The following is a 15835-nucleotide window of genomic DNA, read 5'->3' as shown; positions in this document are numbered from 1 at the left end:
AGGGCTCAGCGCGGAAGGTCGCTGACACCCATGAGGTGCAAATCGACCGCGCGCGCGCATTGCCGCCCCTCGCGGATCGCCCAGACCACCAGCGATTGGCCGCGTCGCATGTCACCACAGGCAAAGACATCCGACTGGCTGGTGGCATAACCGGCCATGTTCGCCTTCACATTGCCGCGCGCGTCGAGTTCCACGCCCGATTGCTCGACCATGCCCGTCTTGCGCGGACCGACGAAGCCCATCGCCAAAAGAACAAGGTCGGCCTTCAGCTGGAATTCGCTGCCGGCCACTTCCTGCATCTTACCGTCGACCCATTCGACGCGCACACATTCCAGCGCCTCGATCTGGCCGTTCTTGCCGATCGCGCGCTTGGTGGTGACAGCCCAATCGCGCTCGCAGCCTTCCAGATGCGAGGACGAGGTGCGCAGCTTCAGCGGCCAGTGCGGCCAGCTCAGGGACTTCTCCTCCACCGCTGGCGGCTTGGGCATGATCTCCAGCTGGGTCACCGAAGCCGCACCCTGCCGGTTGGAGGTGCCGACGCAGTCGGACCCCGTGTCGCCGCCGCCGATCACGACGACATGCTTGCCCTTGGCGGACAAGGTGCCGCGCGGTGCCGCGCGCAGTTCATCGTCGCCGGCATTGCGCTTGTTCTGCTGCGTCAGGAACTCCATCGCCAGCCGGACCCCGGACAGTTCGCTGCCCGGAATGTCAAGCGTGCGCGGCTGTTCCGCACCGCCTGCCAGCACCACCGCATCGAAATTGCTGCGCAGCGCCTCCATCGAGATGGCGACGCCGACCTCGGTGGACGTCTTGAACTCCACCCCTTCCGCTTCCATCTGCTGGGCGCGGCGGTTGATGAGATGCTTTTCCATCTTGAAGTCGGGAATGCCGTAACGCAGCAAGCCGCCGACCCGGTCATTCTTCTCGAACACGGTCACGGTATGGCCGACGCGGGCGAGTTGCTGCGCACAGGCAAGCCCGGCCGGGCCGGAGCCGACGACAGCGACCCGCTTGCCGGTCTTGCGCGCGGGAACCTGCGGCTCGATCCAGCCTTCGCGCCAACCGCGATCGACGATTTCGCACTCGATCGACTTAATCGTGACGGGCGTGTCGATGATGTTGAGCGTGCAGCTCGCCTCGCACGGCGCGGGGCAGACGCGGCCGGTGAATTCGGGGAAGTTGTTGGTGCTGTGCAGCGTTTCCAGCGCCGTCTTCCAGTCATCCTCATAGACGAGGTGATTCCAGTCCGGGATGATGTTGTTCACCGGACAGCCATTGTGACAGAAGGGGATGCCGCAAGCCATGCAGCGTGCCGCCTGGTCGCGAATTTCGTCCTTCGACAGCGGAACGACGAATTCGTTCCAATGCTTCAGACGCTCTTCGGGCGCGGTGTAGCTGCGGTCCTTGCGCTCGATTTCGAGGAACCCGGTGGGCTTGCCCAAACTCTTTCTCCAAACTTCTCTATTCTGTCGCAGATGGGGGAAGCCTGGCTTCCCCCTGACGATCACTCGGCGGCTACCGGAGCCACGGCGAGCCGCTCGTCATCCATATTTTGCAAGGCTTTGCGGTAATCCTTCGGCATTACCCGCACGAATTTGCCCAGCGTGCCCTGCCAGTCGGCCAGCAGCTCCGCTGCACGTTCCGAGCCGGTATGGAGCTTGTGCCGTTCCAGCAGAATGCGCAGGCGGTCGGCGTCGTGACGGAGCATGTCGCCCATGCCCCAATCCTGCACGTCGACGCCGCGCTGGAGCGGCCGGCCATGACCGTCATCGTCCGAAACCGCGGCCGAAACCGGGTCAACATCGACCATCGCCGGATTGACCTTCGAGCGGAAGCTGCCGTCGGGATCATAGACATAGGCGATGCCGCCGGACATGCCCGCCGCGAAGTTGCGGCCGGTAGCCCCGAGCACCACGACCACGCCCCCGGTCATATATTCGCAGCCATGGTCGCCCACGCCCTCGACCACCGCGATCGCGCCCGAGTTGCGGACGGCGAAACGCTCCCCTCCGACGCCCCGGAAAAAGGCCTCGCCCGAGATCGCGCCGTAGAGCACGGTATTGCCGACTATGATATTCTCGGTCGGGATGCGCTTCGCATCTTCCGGCGGACGGACGATGATGCGGCCGCCCGACAGGCCCTTGCCGACATAGTCGTTGGCATCGCCCGTCAGGTCGAGCGTGACGCCATGCGCCAGGAACGCGCCGAAACTCTGCCCGGCAACGCCCTCGAACTTCACGGAGATGCTGTTGTCGGGCAGGCCGGCATGGCCGTAGCGACGAGCCACCTCACCCGACAGCATCGCGCCGACGGTGCGGTTGACGTTGCGGATCGGCCGTTCGATGCGGACGGGCGCGCGGTTTTCCAGCGCGTCCGCCGCGGCTTTGATCAGGTCCTGGTCCAGCGCGGCGTCGAGGCCATGGTCCTGCCCTTCCGTGTTGCGCAGCGTCAGGCCCTTGTCGGGCTGGACCTGGTGCAGCAGGCGCGACAGATCCACGCCCTTCGCCTTCCAGTGGTCGATGGCCTTGCGCATGTCGAGCTTGTCGACGCGGCCCACCATCTCATCGATCGTGCGGAAGCCGAGCTGGGCCATGATGCCCCGCAGCTCTTCGGCGACGAAGAAGAAATAGTTGATCACATGCTCGGGCTGGCCGGTGAAGCGCTTGCGCAGCACCGGGTCCTGCGTCGCAACGCCGACCGGACAGGTATTGAGGTGGCATTTGCGCATCATGATGCAGCCGGCCGCGATCAGCGGGGCGGTAGCAAAGCCGAACTCGTCCGCGCCGAGCAGCGCGCCGATGGCGACGTCGCGGCCGGTGCGCAGGCCGCCATCGACCTGAACGGCGATGCGGGTGCGCAGACCATTGAGGAGCAGCGTCTGCTGCGTCTCGGCCAGGCCGATTTCCCAAGGGGAACCGGCGTGGGTCAAGGACGTCAGCGGAGAAGCGCCCGTGCCGCCTTCATAGCCCGAGATGGTAACATGGTCCGCGCGCGCTTTCGAGACGCCCGCGGCGACCGTGCCGACGCCGACTTCGGACACCAGCTTGACCGAGATGCGTGCGCCCGGATTGACGTTCTTGAGATCGTGGATCAGCTGCGCCAAATCCTCGATCGAATAGATGTCATGGTGCGGCGGCGGCGAGATAAGCCCGACGCCCGGGGTCGAGTGACGGGTCTTGCCGATGGTCTTGTCGACCTTGTCGCCCGGCAGCTGGCCGCCTTCGCCGGGCTTTGCGCCCTGCGCCATCTTGATCTGCACGTCGTCGGCATTGACCAGATATTCGGTCGTCACGCCGAAGCGGCCCGAGGCGACCTGCTTGATCGCCGAGCGCATCGAGTCGCCATTGGGCAGCGGCTTGAAGCGGATCGGGTCCTCGCCGCCCTCGCCGGTGTTCGACTTGCCGCCAATCCGGTTCATGGCGAGCGCCAAGGTGGTATGCGCCTCCCAGCTGATCGAGCCATAGCTCATCGCGCCGGTGGCGAAGCGCTTGACGATGGCGCTGGCGGGCTCGACTTCCTCAAGCGGGATCGCCCGGTCGGCGAACTTGAACTCCATCAGGCCGCGAATGGTCAGCAGCCGCTCATTCTGCTCGTTGATGGAGGCGGCGAAGGCTTCATATTCCTTCGGATTGTTGCCGCGCACCGCATGCTGGAGCGATGCGACGCTCTGCGGCGTCCAAGCATGTTCCTCGCCACGGACGCGATAGGCATAGGCGCCGCCGACATCCAGCATGTTGCGGTAGATCGGGTTGTCGCCATAGGCTTCGCGATGGCGGCCCACCGTCTCTTCGGCGATTTCGTTGAGGCCGATGCCCTCGATCGTGGTCTGGGTGCCGGTGAAATAGCGCTCCAAAAAGGGCGTATTCAGGCCCACCGCGTCGAAAATCTGCGCGCCGCAATAGCTCTGATAGGTTGAAATGCCCATCTTGGACATGACCTTCAGCATGCCCTTGCCGACGGCCTTGATATAGTTTTTCTGAACCTCTTGAGCAGACAGCGGCAGGTTCTGCTTGACCCTGATCTGCTCCAGCGTTTCGAAAGCGAGATAGGGGTTCACCGCTTCCGCCCCATAGCCGGCGAGCACGCAGAAATGATGCACTTCGCGCGCTTCGCCCGTCTCGACCACCAGGCCGGTCTGCATGCGCAGGCCCTGACGGATGAGGTGATGATGCACCGCCGCCGTCGCCAGCGCCGCCGGGATACCGATGCGCTCGGCCGACACGTTGCGGTCGGACAGGATCAGGATGTTCTGGTCGGCAAGCACCGCTTCGGTCGCCTGGCCACAGATGCGGTCGAGCGCGCGTTCCAGACCGGCCGCGCCTTCGCTGGCAGGCCAGCTGATGTCGATCGTCTGCGTCCGGAATGCGCCGTCCATCGCGTCGTGGATGCCGCGAATCTTGGCGAGATCGGCGTCGGTCAGCACCGGCTGCGCCGCTTCGAGGCGCTTGTGCGTGCCGGCATGATGGCCGAGCAGGTTCGGGCGCGGGCCGATCATCGAAACCAGGCTCATCACCAGTTCCTCGCGGATCGGGTCGATCGGCGGGTTGGTGACCTGGGCGAAGTTCTGTTTGAAATAATCGTAGAGCAGCCGCGACTTCTGGCTCAGCACCGCGATCGGCGTGTCGACGCCCATCGACCCGATCGGGTCCTCGGCATTGCGCGCCATCGGCTCCAGGAATTTCAGCACGTCTTCCTGCGTGTAGCCGAACGCCTGCTGGCGATCGAGCAGGGCGGCGGCATCGTTGCCACGCGCCGGCAGCAGTTCCTCACCCAGAGAAGCAGGCAGCTCCTCCAGCTTATACTGAGTTTCCTTCAGCCAATCGTCATAGGGATGGGCCTCGGCGAGCTGCGCCTTGATTTCCTCATCCTCAATGATCCGGCCCTGCTCCAGGTCGATGAGCAGCATCTTGCCCGGCTGCAGGCGCCACTTGCGGACGATATTCTCGTCCTTGAAGGGCAGCACGCCGCTTTCCGACGCCAGCACGATATGATCGTCATCGGTGACAATGAAGCGCGCCGGACGCAGGCCGTTGCGGTCCAGCGTCGCGCCGATCTGCCGCCCGTCGGTGAAGGCGATGGCGGCAGGACCGTCCCACGGCTCCATCAGCGCGGCGAAATATTCGTAGAAAGCCTTGCGCTTGGGGTCCATCAGCGGATTGCCGGCCCAGGCTTCCGGGATCAGCATCATCACCGCTTGCGCCAGCGGGTATCCGCCCGCGACCAGCAGTTCGAGTGCGTTGTCGAGGCAAGCCGTGTCCGACTGGCCGTGCGGGATCAGCGGCCACATCTTGTCGAGGTCCGCGCCCAGCAGCGGCGATTCCAGCGTGCGGCGGCGCGCGTTCATCCAGTTCACATTGCCACGCACCGTGTTGATCTCGCCATTGTGCGCGATGAAGCGATAGGGGTGCGCCAGCTTCCACGACGGGAAGGTGTTGGTCGAGAAGCGCTGGTGGACCAGCGCCAGCGCCGACACGGTCAGCGGGTTGCGGAGGTCGTCATAGAAGCTGCCGACCTGATCGCAGAGCAGCAGGCCCTTGTACACGATGGTGCGGGTCGAGAAGGACGGCACGTAGAAGTCGGCCAGGCTGTCCAAACCCTGCTTTTCGGCGATTTCCTTCAGCGGATTCTGGGTCTGCTTGCGGATGGCGAGCAGCTTGCGCTCGAACGCATCCTGATCCTTCACATTGGCACCGCGGCCGACGAAGCACTGGCGGATCGTCGGCATTTCGTCGAGCACGGTCTGGCCAAGCCCATCCAGCGTCACGGGAACGTCACGCCAGCCGAGCAGGACCTGCCCTTCCTTGGCGATGAAGCGTTCCAACTGCTGCACGGCGGCGGCCTCCGCCTCCGCATCGCGCGGCAGGAAGCACATGGCGACACCGTAGTCGCCCGGCTGCGGCAGATCGACGCCAGCGCCAGTGGCCCAGTCACGGAAGAGCGAATCAGGAATCTGAATCAGAATGCCCGCACCATCGCCCACCAGCGGGTCCGCACCCACGGCGCCGCGATGATCGATATTGTGCAGAATCTCCAGGCCGCGACGAACAATATCGTGCGTTCTCAAGCCTTTTATGTGGGCGATGAAGCCGACGCCGCATGCGTCATGCTCATTGCCAGGATCATATAAACCTTGTTTGCCCGGGTATGCCATTCAAGTTCCGTTCCGTTCGACGAATCGCAGCCCCCTACACTCAGCCGGACACGCGTGGAATACCCTTCCTTGAGATTCCAGCGGAAGCGGAGGGCACGGGCCGCAAGAATTTCGCTGCGCCGTGCAGGACTCCTGATCGCCTGATGGACGCTCGAAGAGCGCGAGGCCAGCGGCCGGATGGGGCATGTGCATCCAAACCCATGACCGATGGGCTTGTGCTCAACGGGCAGGCGAGCGAAGGGCGACCGATGACCGGAGCGAGATGGGATGATGCGATGACGGCGCCGCAGCAGGGGCTGCCGCTTCATCAGCGACGTTGGGCGATCGCCGGCATATGGATGACGATGGTGCTAGTGGTGCTGGACAGCTCATTAGCGAACCTCGCCTTGCCCGCCATCGCGGCGGTCCTGCTCTCCGTCGCCAGCTGGCGCTGGTTCTTTGCCGTCAACATTCCGCTCGGTATCCCCGCCATGGTGATCGGATGGAGCAGCCTGCCACTCACCAGGGGGACCGCACGCCCGTTTGATCGGCCGTCCGCCATTCTCAACACCCTTACCTTCGCCGCATTGTTCCTGGTCGTGTCCGCCATCGCCCATGGTGAGGTCGGCGCCGTGACAGCCCTGATCGGCGCGGTGGGCATGCTGTTCTTTCTGCTGCTCTACCGGCGTTCGCGCGCCACCGACGCGCCGATGGTACCGCTGGACCTCATCGCCGTACCAGTGCTGAGGCTTTCTTATGCCACCTCGATCTGTGCGTTCGGCGCGCAGATGATCGGCCTCGTCTGCCTTCCCTTTCTGCTCCCGGGGCGGCTGCACTATAGCCATGCTGAAACCGGCCTGCTGATCACCTGCCTGCCGGTCGGCGTTCCGCTGGCGGCGCCCTTGTCGGGCCGGCTGATCGAGCGCATGCCTGCAGGCCTGCTGGGCGCGATCGGCCTTGCCATCGTCTCGCTTGCCTATGCCTTGTGCGACGTCGGGACCCCCACCCTGCTGCTGGGCGCAGGCATCGCCGCCTGCGGTTTCGGTTTCGGCATCTTCCAAGCGCCCAACAACCGCACCATGATCGGCAGCGGCCCCAAGGAGCGGGCGGGCGCCGCGGCCGGTATGCAAGCGGTGGCACGGCTGCTCGGGCAAACCCTCGGCGCGGTCGCCGTTGCCCTCCTCTTTCGTCTGAACGGCACATGGTCCACAGCCCCGCTCGTCGCCGCCGCAGGCCTCGGCGCGCTCTCCGCAGCGCTCAGCGCAAGCCGCCTTCGCCACTGAAGGGTAGCGTTCCGCCCGGGGAGATAACCCAATATTATATCCCGTGTCTGGACTCGCTTCTGCTGGCATGAAATAATCACGGCAGACTTGCATTCCAGCACCTTTGTACAGTGGTGGCGACGAAGCGACCGCAACGTCGGCCGCACGGGAGAGCGGATATGACCACTCGATATGGAAACGACCTCCCCGCTCCGGAAGCGCGTGAGGGCGAAGCCGCCGCCGACTTGCAAGCCAAGGCGCGGGCGAAGCTGACCGGGTCCATGGATCCACGCAAGCTGCTCTACTTCGCATCGGTGATCGAACATGGCAGCTTCAAGAAGGCCGCCAAGCAGCTCCTTATCTCCCAGCCGGCGCTTTCCACCTCGATGGACCGTTTTGAAGCGAGCCTTGGCGAAAAGCTGCTGGAACGTAGCCCGACGGGCGTAACGCCGACTCCGCTCGGGGAGGTTCTCTACGCCCATGCCCGGTTGATCCGCGAGGAACTGGAGCGCGCCGAACGGCGGCTGACGGCAGAAAGCGAGGGCGAGGACAATGTCATCGCCTTCGGCACCTTGCCCAGCCTGGTGTCCAATATCGTGCCCACCGCCGTTGCGAGCTGGCGCAAGACCAATGAGACAGCCGTCCTTCGCGTCGTCGAGAAGAATCAGCTCGAACTGCTTTTGAGCCTGCTTCGCGGCGATCTCGACTTCATCGTCGCCCAGACCGAATGCTACGGCTTCCTAGAGGGGATGCGGCAACGCGTGCTCTTCCGCGATCGCCTTCACGTCATCGCGCGGCCAGGCCACCCGGCCCTCGGCCTGCGCTCGCCAAACTGGAAGCAGCTGGCGAGCTTCCCCTGGGTGGCGCAGATGGTGGGCCGTCAACGCATGCTGCTGGAAAAGGTGCTGGGCGACGAGGAAGCGACCCTGCCCAAGCAGCTGACGGAATGCGGCTCCGTCGAATTCATCAAGGCGATGGTGGTCGGGACCGACAGCCTCGCTGTCCTTCCGGCCTCATCCGTGAGCCGGGAGGTACAGCAGGGCAAGATCGTGCCGCTCGATATGGACGATCCGCTTCTTAATCGCGACATCGCCGTGCTCTTCCGGGAAGGTGCCGCGTTCAGCCCCGCCGTCCGCGAATTGCTCAAGCATATCGAAGCCGTTGGCATCAGCCATGGCGACCATGGACTTGAGCTCGTCCCCCGTCCGCTCGTCGCCTGACTCGGGTTGATCATGCCGGCGGGGTTGGAGAGAGGTGCCCCGCCGGCATGATCCGTCGCTTAGATGCCGCCCAGCGCCAAGTATTTCATTTCGAGATACTCGTCGATGCCGTGGCGGCTTCCCTCGCGACCCAGGCCGCTCTCCTTCACACCGCCGAAAGGTACTTCGGGGGTGGAGATCAGGCCCTCATTGATGCCCACGATGCCATATTCCAGCGCTTCGGCGACGCGGAAGATGCGGCCGACATCGCGTGAGTAGAAATAGCTGGCGAGGCCGAAGGGCGTGTCGTTCGCAAGCTGGATGGCTTCTTCCTCGGTCTTGAACCGGAACAGCGGCGCGATCGGGCCGAACGTCTCTTCCCGGAAGATCAGCGCGTCGGCGGGAACGTCGGCCAGGACGGTCGGCTTGAAGAAATTGCCGCCGCGATCATGGCGCTCGCCCCCGGTTACGACCGATGCGCCCTTGCCGAGCGCGTCGGCGATATGCTCTTCGACCTTCAGCACCGCGTCACCGTTGATGAGCGGCCCCTGGGTCACCCCCTCCTCCATGCCGTCGCCGACCTTCAGCCCCTCGACCGCCGCCTTCAGCTTGGCGGCGAAGGCATCATAGACGCCCTCCTGCACCAGCAGGCGGTTGGCGCAGACGCAGGTCTGGCCGGTGTTGCGGAACTTGGACACCATCGCGCCCTTGACCGCCTCGTCCAGGTCGGCGTCGTCGAACACGATGAAGGGGGCGTTGCCGCCCAGCTCCATCGAGGTTTTCTTGATCGTCTTGGCGCATTGTTCCAGCAGGATGCGCCCCACCTCGGTCGAGCCGGTAAAGGACAGTTTGCGCACGATTGGGTTGTCGGTCAGTTCCTTGCCCGTCGAACTCGACGGACCGGTGATGACGTTACACACGCCCTTGGGCATGCCCGCGCGCTCGGCCAATACGGCCAGCGCCAGCGCGGAGAAGGGAGTTTGGGTCGCGGGGCGGATGACCCCGGTGCAGCCCGCCGCCCAGCCGGGGCCGGCCTTGCGGGTGATCATCGCGGCGGGGAAATTCCAGGGTGTGATGGCAGCGAAGACGCCGATCGGCTCCTTCGTCACGATGACGCGGCGGCCCGGCACATGGGCCGGCATCGTCTCGCCATAGACCCGGCGGCCTTCTTCCGCAAACCATTCCAGGAAACCGGCGGCGTAGGCGACCTCTCCCTTCGCCTCTGCGAAGGGCTTGCCCTGCTCGGCCGTCATGATCGCGGCGAGATCGTCCGCATTCTCATGCATCAACTCGTAGAGGCGGCGGAGGATCGCGCCGCGTTCCTTCGCGACCAGCGCGCGCCATTGCGGAAAGGCGGCGTTAGCTGCCTCGATCGCGCGGCGGGTTTCCGCCACGCCCATGGCCGGCACGGTGCCCACCAGTTCCCCGTTGGATGGGTTACGGACCTCGATCACCTTGCCGCTGTCGGCCTGGACCCATTCGCCATCGATGAAGTTGGCCTGCCGCAACAGGCTTGGGTCCTTAAGCGCGATGGTCTGCGTCTTGTCGAGCATAGTGAATCTTCCTTGATTGTGGCGGCCATCGCCATCTGCACATTTACTTCGCCGGAATCGATCAGCCGTTGATGTAGACGCATTTCGTGTAGAGGTAAGTATCCAAATGGGCCTTCCCGCCCTTCGCGCCATAGCCGCTCAGCTTGGTCCCGCCGAAGCCGACCAGCGGATCGATGAGGCCATAGCAGTTAACCCACATCGTGCCGGTGTGGATGCCCTTCACCACCTTCAGCGCCGTGGAGATGTCCCGACTCCAGACCGCGCCGCCCAGCCCATATTCAATGTCGTTGCCGAGGGCGATGGCCTCTTCGACCGTGTCGAAGGGAATGATCGACATGACCGGTCCGAAGATTTCCTCCTGCGCGATCCGCATGTCGTTGCGGACGTCCGCGAACACCGTCGGCGCCACGAAAAAGCCGTCCGACAGGTCGCCGCCGATCCGTTCGCCGCCGGTCACCAGCCGCGCACCTTCCTCCCGCCCGACCTTTATATAGTCCATCACCTGATCGAGCTGCTTCTGCGAGATCAACGGGCCAAGGACCGCCTCCTCGTCCAAGCTGTCGCCGATCTTCAGCGTCTGGACGAATTCGGCAACGCGCTTGCAGAATTCTTCCACGATCGGCCGCTGCACGAAAACGCGCGTGCCCGCGAAACATATCTGCCCAGAATTGGCGAAGACGCCCATCGTCGCGCCCGGCACCGCCTTGTCGAGATCGGCGTCGGCGAAGATGATGTCGGGCGACTTGCCGCCCAGCTCCAGCTGCAACTTCTTGATCGTGCCCTTCGATGCTTCGATGATCTTGCGGCCCGTCTCGGTCGATCCGGTGAAGGCGATGCGGTCGACGTCGGGATGCGCCGCCAGATGCGATCCGACAACCCGTCCAGGGCCTGCCACGACGTTGATCACACCCGCGGGAACGCCTGTTTCATGCAGCAGTTCGGCCACGCGCAGGACGCTGAGCGAAGCCTCTTCGGCCGGTTTCAGGACAGCGGTGCAGCCGGTCGCGAGGACGGCGCCCAAAATCCACCACTGGCTCCCGAGCGGCCCGTTCCAGGGGATGATGCCGCCGATCACGCCGACCGGCGCCTTCAGCGTCATGGTCGTGACGTCGCCCGGCATGCCGTTCTGCAACGTCTCGCCGGCAATATTCGCCGCTTGCGCCGCGAAGAAGAGGATCATGCGCAGCGATGCGGCCTTGCCCATGCGCGTGCGGCTGATCGGCTGGCCCATGTCAAGGGCCTCGATCCGCGCCAGTTCCTCCCAATTCCGGTCGATAGCATCGTGGAGGCGGTAGAGCAGCGCCTGCCGCTGATAGGGCGTCCACTCGCTCCACGGACCCTCAAACGCCGCGCGGGCAGCGGCCACAGCGCGATCGATGTCTGCCTCATCCCCTTGCGCCACGCGGGCGAGAAGATCGCCGTTCGAAGGATTGCGTGCGTCGAAGGTCCGTCCCGCGCTGGTCAGGACGATCTGCCCGTCGATGAAGTGGCCATGCTCGGCGCGCTCCAGGAAGGGGACCGAAACGTCGCCTCCGGGGGCCTGAACGGCGGTCTGGCTCATGTCATTCTCCAAGATAATCTCAATTGATGTGGCCCGCGTCGATGTCCGCCGACGCCATGCGCTCGATCAGTCGTTGGGCGAGGGAAGCCCGAATCGGCTTCCCTTCCCTGATCTTTCTCCAGGTATTGTCGCTGATGCCGAAAGCCTGCATCAGCGGATGGCGATTGTCGCAGGACCGGCGCTGGATCAGCATTTCCACAAATGCGCGATCGAGCTGAACTTCGTTACGCATGATACACCTCTTGAAGACGTGAACAACGGCGCGGCACGCCGCTTCCTGTCTCTGTCAGAACAGGAACACGCCCTTTCCACCACTCTGCTTGTTGAAGTTCGCATAGGCCTCCTCCGCCTGATCGATCGACCAGCGGTCGGAGAAGGTCGCGTCGAGATCGATGCCGCGCTCGATCACGAAATCGGCGCAGGCCTTCTGCGCCTGGATCGACATGGTCCAAGACGGCACGATCTTCAGCTGGCGGCGCAGCAGTTCGCTGAGCGAGAAGGTGAGGTCGGAGCCAAGACCGACCAGGCCGACCGTGCCCCAGGGACGGACGCAGCGCAACGCGTCGTCGCCCGCCGCCTTGGCGCCCGACGTCTCCAGCGCCTTGGTCGCGCCCCCGCCGGTCAGATCCTTGATCGCCTCGACCGCATTGCCATCGCGCGAGTTGACGACGAAGTCCGCCCCCATCTGCTTCGCCACCGCCAGACGGCTGTCGTCAATATCGATCGCAAGCACGCGGGCGCCCTGCGCCTTCGCCAGCAGAAGGGCCGAGAGGCCGACCGGGCCCTGGCCGAACACCGCAAGCGTATCCCGTCCGCTCAGTTCCATCCGATCGAAGGCGCCCCAAGCCGTGCCCGTGCCGCAGGAGATCGCGGCACCCGCCTCGAAGCTCAAGCGCTCGTCAAGCGGGACCAGCGTGTTCGCCGGCACCACCATATAGGGTGCGTGCGCGCCATGGACATCCGTGCCGTACACGACCGGACGCTGCGTGCTGCACATTTGCGGCCATCCCGAATGGCAGTCGGAGCAGCCGGAGCAACCCTGGTAGTGATGCTGCATCACCCGCGCGCCGACGACCGCGTTGGGATCGGTCACGCCCGGCCCGACGGCGACGACGATACCGCAAGGTTCGTGACCGCGGATCACGCTCGCCTGCTCGGGTGTCAGGGAGGAGCGATAGAAGTGCAGATCGCTTCCGCACATGCCCGAAGCCTTGATCTCAAGCACGACCTCGCCGGGACCCGGGGTGGGATCAGGGAAGGTGGCGACATCGAGCTTGCTGTCGCCGAGGAATACTATGCCACGCATCTGATATATCCTTGTTCATTACCTGTGGTGCGCCCGTCGATTGGCGAGCAGGCGCACCGCGACCCGAAAGTCATCCCTATACTTGGCGGGCAGTCACCCCGTCCGACGTGCCGGGAAGAGCCTCATCAAGTTCAGCACCGGAGATCTCGACCGTCTTCTTGTCCGTATCTATGCCCGCCACGACCATCAGGATCGTCACGACCACATACATGCCGGAGATCGCTCCGATCACGCCGCCAATTCCATAGTGGTTGAAAAGCCATAGGATGACGAAGGGCGAGAGGATCAGCCCGACACGGCCAGCGGTCTGCGCGACGCCGCCACCACGGAAGCGGTATTCCGTCGGGAAGAACTCCGGTGTCGCGCCCAGGCCGGTGACCAGGAAGGACGCAACCGTCCCCACCAGGAAGAAGCCGCAGATCACGATATAGGCCGGATCCGCCAGGAACGGATAAATGGCGGCGAAGATCGCCGACAAGGTCCCGAACATGACGATCGCCCAACGACGGCTGATGCGGTCGCCGATGAAGGTGTAGAACAGCGGACCCGCGACATAGCCGGCCATCATCGCGGCATTGAAGCCGAGCGACTTGGAAACGCTCATGCCCTGGCTGACGAAGAATGTCGGCATCCAGCCCGTGATGCTATACGAACCGAACAGGCAGGTCACGTTCAGGATCACCGCCAGGAGCGTGCGGCGGATCACCGTGCGGGAGAAGAGGATGGTGATCGGCACCCATTTCGGGGGGGCGCCGTTCGCGACCGCCGCCTTGGCAGGCTTATGTACGGATGCGCTCACCACGCCGGCCTCGGCCTCGATGCGCTGCATCACGGCTTCGGCCTCCTCATAACGGCCCTGCGCTTCAAGCCAGCGCGGCGATTCCGGCAGGCTGCGACGCAACCACCACACGATCAGCGTGCCGATGCCGCCGATCACGAACATCGCGCGCCAGCTGAAGGCGGGAATGATGAACATGCTGAGCAGCGAGGTGGTCGACACGCCGACCCCGGCGAAAATGCCCAGCATTCCCAGATAGCGTCCGCGCTTGGCGGGCGGCATGAACTCCGTGATGAGGCCGTAGCACATCACATATTCGGCGCCCATGCCGATTCCCATGATGCCGCGAATGGCGATCAACCAGGGCATGGACGGAGCCGCCGCACAACAAAGCGCGAGTATGCCGAATAGCGCGAGATTGAACTGGAAGGCAAAGCCGCGGCCGAAGCGGTCGCTCAGCCATCCCGCGAAGGCCGCGCCGATTGCAAGGCCGAAGAAGGTGGCCGAAAGAAAGATCGAGTTGAGCTCCAGCGTCGAGAAGCCGCTTTTGAGCATCGACGCGAGGACCGAGCCGGAGAGCGTGTTGTCGAACGAGTCGAAGAACATGCCAAGGCCGACGAGCCACATGACCCGAAGGTGGAATCGGCCCGGCGCCAAGTTGTCCAGGCGCTGGCCTGCATTGACAACCCCAATCATTTCCCGTGGCCTGCAATGTAGATGGACATCAGGACCGACATGGATCGATCGCTGCTCGTGAACTTCGGCTGACGGCGCATTGCCTGTTCCTCTCACCTCGAAGACGTCGCAGGCCTGACGGCCGCCGCCTTCTCATTCTATCCTAGATGCCGTCAGCGCGTCGGCCAGCAGGCAACATCATTTTTTCCATCGATGGGCGCCTAGAACCCCGCCCATCCTTGCAAGCCCTGCGCGTCAGAAACGGTGCAGGGTCATGCACAGCAGCTCGGTTTCAGTTTCGGCGTCGAGGGAAACCAGTTCCTCGCCCGGCAGAAACTCGAACGCTGAGCCTTGCGTAAACTCCTCGCCGTTGATCGTGATCCGGCCCTTCGTCTGGAACAGGATGGCGATGCTCGGCAATTTGCCCGCAACATAGGTGGCACCCGCTTCGATCTTGATGAACCCGATCTTGGCCTCGCGCTCCGTGAACGAACCCAGCCACTTCTCCTCGACTCCCGCATCCTCGCCGGGCAGCCAGGCAAAGGCGGACGGGTCCATGACGATAACGCCGTCATAGCGCGGTGCCGCGAACTCCAGCTTTCGCCCGGTGGCATATTCGAAACAGGCTGCCGACGCATCCTCCTCGCGCTGTTCGCCCGAATCATCGACGTAGATGAACTTGCCGCTCTTGAACTCACCCTTCTGCTTCAAGGCATCATTGGCCGCCTCACGGCCTTCGACGCTCAGATAGCCGTTGCCGCTGGCGCCGCCGAATTGCAGCACCATGGTGCGCAGACCTTCGGGCCGATCCTGCGGACCATAATAGACGCTTTCCGGGAAATAGGCGACCCAGCCCTGCGGCAGGACCTTGTCTTCCATATAGGGATAGTCGCCCTCGACCACATAGCGGATCTGGTCGAAATTGTGGCGGTGGCGCGGCGTGCGCCAGCCTCCGGCACCGGCAAGACCGGTGTTCAGGTCGTAATTGTTGGGGGACCCGTCCTCACCGATCAGCAGATGCTTCTGGGTGAGCACGCCTTCCCGCATGGATCCGACTTGGTCGGCATTGGTATCGGCTGGCTTGGATGCGCGCATGATCTAATCTCTCCATAGGATCAGGAGGTCATTCCTCTTGCCCATGAGCCTAACGCGCAGTCGTTATTCGTCATAGGGGCCGAGATTCGGCGGTATAATGCGATGCTATACCCTGGCTTGCGAAGATCACGATTCCGGCCTGAAGTGTCGGACAGCATGTGTATATGGGAGAAACAATAATTCGCATCCCTCCGCCTTTGCTGACGTGACGGACCGCGGAGAGGAACTGTTGCCCATCAAGCGCAACGCAACTGAGGTGGCGTTTTAAGATGATAG

Annotated in this window: 10 protein-coding genes; 2 read left to right on the top strand and 8 right to left on the bottom strand. The window is 63.9% G+C overall.

Features of this window, described 5'->3' with window-relative positions:
• Positions 1–5 precede the first annotated feature (5 nt).
• The gene (locus tag L858_RS0112740) at positions 6–1442 is read right to left on the bottom strand and encodes a glutamate synthase subunit beta (RefSeq protein WP_022683537.1); all 1437 of its coding nucleotides are present in this window, start codon (positions 1440–1442) and stop codon (positions 6–8) included.
• 62 nt (positions 1443–1504) lie between these two features.
• Positions 1505–6151, bottom strand: coding sequence for a glutamate synthase large subunit (gene gltB, locus L858_RS0112735; protein ID WP_022683536.1), 4647 nt, complete (start codon positions 6149–6151; stop codon positions 1505–1507).
• A 200-nt stretch (positions 6152–6351) separates the two neighbouring features.
• Here gltB and L858_RS20065 point away from each other — a divergent pair, with 200 nt between their 5' ends.
• Complete coding sequence (locus tag L858_RS20065; RefSeq protein ID WP_051132632.1) at positions 6352–7413, top strand: MFS transporter; 1062 nt, start codon at positions 6352–6354, stop codon at positions 7411–7413.
• A 158-nt stretch (positions 7414–7571) separates the two neighbouring features.
• Positions 7572–8612 (top strand): LysR family transcriptional regulator, encoded by a 1041-nt coding sequence (locus tag L858_RS0112725; RefSeq protein ID WP_022683535.1) that lies wholly within the window; start codon positions 7572–7574, stop codon positions 8610–8612.
• A 59-nt stretch (positions 8613–8671) separates the two neighbouring features.
• Here the strand turns inward: L858_RS0112725 and L858_RS0112720 are convergent, their stop codons facing one another.
• From L858_RS0112720 to L858_RS0112695, 6 genes are all read right to left on the bottom strand, one after another.
• Positions 8672–10144 (bottom strand): NAD-dependent succinate-semialdehyde dehydrogenase, encoded by a 1473-nt coding sequence (locus tag L858_RS0112720; RefSeq protein WP_022683534.1) that lies wholly within the window; start codon positions 10142–10144, stop codon positions 8672–8674.
• A gap of 61 nt (positions 10145–10205) precedes the next feature.
• Positions 10206–11705: an aldehyde dehydrogenase family protein gene (locus L858_RS0112715; protein WP_022683533.1), complete on the bottom strand. Its 1500-nt coding sequence runs from the start codon at positions 11703–11705 to the stop codon at positions 10206–10208.
• 19 nt (positions 11706–11724) lie between these two features.
• A complete protein-coding gene (locus L858_RS0112710; protein WP_022683532.1) occupies positions 11725–11937 on the bottom strand; it encodes a hypothetical protein in 213 nt (70 codons plus the stop codon).
• A 54-nt stretch (positions 11938–11991) separates the two neighbouring features.
• Complete coding sequence (locus L858_RS0112705) at positions 11992–13011, bottom strand: zinc-dependent alcohol dehydrogenase family protein (protein WP_022683531.1); 1020 nt, start codon at positions 13009–13011, stop codon at positions 11992–11994.
• A gap of 76 nt (positions 13012–13087) precedes the next feature.
• Positions 13088–14485: an MFS transporter gene (locus tag L858_RS0112700; RefSeq protein ID WP_022683530.1), complete on the bottom strand. Its 1398-nt coding sequence runs from the start codon at positions 14483–14485 to the stop codon at positions 13088–13090.
• A gap of 234 nt (positions 14486–14719) precedes the next feature.
• Complete coding sequence (locus tag L858_RS0112695; protein ID WP_022683529.1) at positions 14720–15559, bottom strand: hypothetical protein; 840 nt, start codon at positions 15557–15559, stop codon at positions 14720–14722.
• Between the last annotated feature and the right edge of the window lie 276 nt (positions 15560–15835).

This window comes from Sphingobium bisphenolivorans (assembly GCF_000412635.1).
In the GTDB taxonomy this organism is placed as follows: Bacteria; Pseudomonadota; Alphaproteobacteria; order Sphingomonadales; family Sphingomonadaceae; genus Sphingobium; species Sphingobium bisphenolivorans.
This window is presented reverse-complemented; position numbering and strand designations above follow the sequence as displayed.

What these genes read in the sequence shown, in the direction of transcription:
- L858_RS0112720 (WP_022683534.1), bottom strand. Translation starts at nt 10,144, where the DNA reads ATGCTCGACAAGACGCAGACCATCGCGCTTAAGGACCCAAGCCTGTTG.
- L858_RS0112705 (WP_022683531.1), bottom strand. Translation starts at nt 13,011, where the DNA reads ATGCGTGGCATAGTATTCCTCGGCGACAGCAAGCTCGATGTCGCCACC.
- L858_RS0112715 (WP_022683533.1), bottom strand. Translation starts at nt 11,705, where the DNA reads ATGAGCCAGACCGCCGTTCAGGCCCCCGGAGGCGACGTTTCGGTCCCC.
- gltB (WP_022683536.1), bottom strand. Translation starts at nt 6,151, where the DNA reads ATGGCATACCCGGGCAAACAAGGTTTATATGATCCTGGCAATGAGCAT.
- L858_RS20065 (WP_051132632.1), top strand. Translation starts at nt 6,352, where the DNA reads ATGACCGATGGGCTTGTGCTCAACGGGCAGGCGAGCGAAGGGCGACCG.
- L858_RS0112700 (WP_022683530.1), bottom strand. Translation starts at nt 14,485, where the DNA reads ATGATTGGGGTTGTCAATGCAGGCCAGCGCCTGGACAACTTGGCGCCG.
- L858_RS0112695 (WP_022683529.1), bottom strand. Translation starts at nt 15,559, where the DNA reads ATGCGCGCATCCAAGCCAGCCGATACCAATGCCGACCAAGTCGGATCC.
- L858_RS0112725 (WP_022683535.1), top strand. Translation starts at nt 7,572, where the DNA reads ATGACCACTCGATATGGAAACGACCTCCCCGCTCCGGAAGCGCGTGAG.
- L858_RS0112710 (WP_022683532.1), bottom strand. Translation starts at nt 11,937, where the DNA reads ATGCGTAACGAAGTTCAGCTCGATCGCGCATTTGTGGAAATGCTGATC.